Origin of the sequence: Enterobacter cloacae complex sp. IR53041, from assembly GCF_049238285.1 — a bacterium.
Classification (GTDB): domain Bacteria; phylum Pseudomonadota; class Gammaproteobacteria; order Enterobacterales; family Enterobacteriaceae; genus Enterobacter; species Enterobacter roggenkampii.
On sequence record NZ_JBMKHB010000070.1, the window covers coordinates 1 to 3,729 of the forward strand.

At 47.7% G+C, this 3,729-nt stretch carries 2 protein-coding genes; both read left to right on the forward strand.

From position 1 onward, the window contains the following. Positions 1-311: 311 nt before the first annotated feature. Positions 312-2,309 (forward strand): BCCT family transporter, encoded by a 1,998-nt coding sequence (locus ACOTXF_RS23635; protein WP_008502232.1) that lies wholly within the window; start codon positions 312-314, stop codon positions 2,307-2,309. Positions 2,310-2,372: 63 nt separating this feature from the next. Continuing rightward, positions 2,373-3,665 carry a DUF2254 domain-containing protein gene (locus tag ACOTXF_RS23640; protein ID WP_023304011.1) on the forward strand — a complete coding sequence of 431 codons (1,293 nt, stop codon included), beginning with the start codon at positions 2,373-2,375 and terminating at the stop codon, positions 3,663-3,665. Positions 3,666-3,729: the final 64 nt, after the last annotated feature.

Below are 3,729 nucleotides of genomic sequence, written 5' to 3' on the forward strand. Positions count from 1 at the left end.
TGAAAATGCCGGCCTTTGAATGGGTTCATGTGCAGCTCCATCAGCAAAAGGGGATGATAAGTTTATCACCACCGACTATTTGCAACAGTGCCCTCAATATTGCTCTAATCAAAGTGAATCCCCAGATCTGATGCAATTTATGCAAATCAAATGCTCCAGAAGACGGCTGGCAGACTATCAACAGGATATCTGTATGGCCACTCTTGCACTCTGCATTCCGATTGACGCCGCATCGTAAGTTGAAGTTTGCTAATCTTTGAGATGTAGTACCCTCTATACAGTGCGGATTTTAATTAATGGAATAAATGATTATGAGTGAAAATGATACAATCCAAAAGAAGTCTAAAAGCCAGATTAACAAAGCGGTATTCTTTACATCTGCTTTGTTAATTTTCCTTCTTGTCGCCTTTGCCGCTGTATTCCCGGATGTCGCCGACAAAAATTTTAAACTACTTCAGCAACAAATCTTCACGAATGCCAGCTGGTTCTACATCCTTGCAGTGGCCCTGATTCTACTGAGTGTCTCGTTCCTGGGACTCTCACGCTACGGTGATATCAAACTGGGTCCGGACCATGCGCAGCCTGATTTTAGCTATCACTCCTGGTTTGCGATGCTTTTCTCGGCAGGGATGGGGATCGGCCTGATGTTCTTTGGCGTTGCTGAACCTGTGATGCATTATCTTTCACCTCCTGTCGGCACTCCAGAGACCGTTGCGGCAGCGAAGGAAGCAATGCGCCTGACGTTCTTCCACTGGGGCCTGCACGCATGGGCAATCTATGCCATTGTGGCACTGATCCTGGCCTTTTTCAGTTACCGTCACGGTCTGCCTTTAACGCTGCGTTCCGCACTTTATCCCATTATTGGCGAGCGCATATACGGACCTGTAGGCCATGCGGTTGATATTTTCGCCGTTATTGGCACCGTCTTTGGCGTTGCGACATCGCTGGGGTACGGTGTTTTGCAGGTGAATGCTGGTTTGAATCATCTTTTCGGGGTGCCTATTAATGAAACGGTGCAGGTGATTCTAATCGTTGTCATCACTGGTTTAGCGACGATTTCGGTGGTGTCCGGCCTGGACAAGGGAATACGTATACTGTCTGAGCTCAACCTGGGCCTGGCAGTGCTGCTGCTGGCGCTGGTCCTGTGTCTGGGACCAACCGTGCTTCTGCTGAAGTCATTTGTGGAAAATACGGGCGGTTATCTTTCTGAACTGGTGAGTAAAACTTTTAACCTTTATGCGTATGAACCTAAGTCGAGCAACTGGCTGGGGGGCTGGACATTACTGTACTGGGGATGGTGGCTTTCATGGTCGCCGTTTGTGGGGATGTTCATCGCAAGAGTCTCGCGCGGTCGAACCATTCGCGAGTTTGTCACCGGCGTGCTGTTTGTTCCCGCCGGCTTCACGCTCATGTGGATGACGGTGTTTGGTAACAGCGCAATCTATCTCATTATGCACCAGGGGGCGGCTGATCTCGCCAATACCGTTCAGCAGGATGTCGCGCTGGCCCTGTTTAATTTCCTGGAGCATTTCCCGTTTTCTTCCGTGCTGTCATTTATTGCAATGGCGATGGTCATTGTCTTCTTTGTCACCTCGGCTGACTCCGGGGCAATGGTTGTTGATACGCTGGCATCGGGTGGCGTCGCTAACACGCCTGTATGGCAGCGAATTTTCTGGGCCTCGCTCATAGGGATTGTGGCAATCGCACTGCTGATTGCGGGGGGACTGAGCGCGCTGCAAACCGTGACAATAGCGAGCGCATTACCTTTCTCAGTGATTTTACTGATATCCATATACGGATTATTAAAAGCCCTGCGTCGGGATTTGACCAAGCGTGAAAGCCTGAGCATGGCGACTATTGCTCCGACTGCAGCGCGTAACCCGATTCCATGGCAGAGACGCTTGCGCAATATCGCTTATCTGCCAAAGCGCTCTCTTGTGAAACGCTTTATGGGCGACGTTATCCAGCCCGCCATGACGCTGGTTCAGGAAGAACTGAATAAACAGGGAACGATAAGCCATATAAGTGATACTGATGACGAACGAATTCGGCTTGAAGTCGATTTGGGCAATGAGCTGAACTTTATTTATGAAGTGAGACTTCGTGGCTATAACTCACCGGCTTTCGCCATGGCTGCAATGGACAATGACGAGCAGCAGGTTGAGCAACATCGATATTATCGCGCTGAGGTCTATCTGAAAGAAGGCGGTCAAAACTATGATGTGATGGGCTGGAATCAGGAACAGCTGATTAATGACATACTGGACCAGTACGAAAAACACCTGCACTTCCTGCACCTCGTTCGTTAATACAAAAATGCCGTCCTGCCGGGCGGCATTTATTTTCCCGAACTTAATACAAGGATATGCTGAATGATTTTACGCTGGCAATGGATTCTCAGGCAGACACTTAAAAAACTATGGTTCAGGGCAACGTTATTTGCAATGGTAGCAATAATAACGGCCCTTTTATCTATTCTTTTTAGATCAATGATCCCAGAGTCAGTATCAGTGAAGGTTGGTGCGGAAGCAGTTGATAATATTCTGAACATACTGGCATCGAGTATGCTGGCGGTGACCACATTTTCACTGAGTATCATGGTCACCGCTTACGGTTCAGCCACTACTAATGTGACGCCCAGAGCCACGCGTTTAGTTGTAGAAGACGTAACCACACAAAATGTACTGGCCACTTTTATCGGTTCTTTTCTCTTCAGCCTGGTAGGGATTATTGCCCTCAATATGGGAGCCTACGGAGAAAGGGGTAGAGTCATTTTATTCATTGTAACACTGGTTGTCATTGCCTTAATAATCATCACATTGCTTCGCTGGATACAGCATTTGACCTCTCTGGGCAGGGTAGGTGAGACAACAGCAAAAGTAGAACAGGCGGCGATCGAGACATTTATTGCGAGAGCAAAAAGTCCATGTCTTGGCGGATATCCATGGCTTGAGAACAATGAACAACCAAAAGGAACTGTTGCCGTATATCCGGAGAAAATTGGCTATGTTGAATATATTGACATGGTCAAGCTCGGCAGTCTGCTGAGCAATGATCCTCGTCATGTATATCTTGTGGCGCAGCCAGGCAGTTTCATACATCCATCGATGCCAGTTTTGTACCTGAGTTCTGGTCAGGAGTCATCAATCTGTACCGATTTACTTGAAACGATCATTGTCTCGGATGTGCGTTCATTTGCTCAGGATCCCCGATTCTGTCTCAGCGTCATGGCCGAAATAGCCTGCAGGGCCCTTTCGCCCGCAGTAAACGATCCCGGTACTGCGATTGATGTCATTGGCAGAGGTGTTCGAATACTCTCCGCTTACGCGCAGAATAAAATAGATGAAACTGAAGTGATATATCCTTCAGTACATGTTGCGCCACTTCAGATCAAAGACCTACTGGAAGACTTTTTCTTACCTGTTGCACGTGATGGTGCGAGTATGAGGGAGATTCAGATAAGAGTCCTTAAAGGACTGTCTATGCTGAGTAAGGGTTGGCCTGGGATGTTTGCTGAAGCCGCACATATACTGGCATCTGAAACATTAGAGCATGCAACTCGTACTGGTCATATAGCCCATGACGAATATCTTATAAAATCAATTTATTATAATTTATTCAGTGGCGAAAATCCTAAGGAAGGTGCGAACAAGTTCCTGATATGAGATCATCATATTCATCCGGAGCGCATCCCAGAGGGACATCATGAGCCATCAACTCACCTTCGCC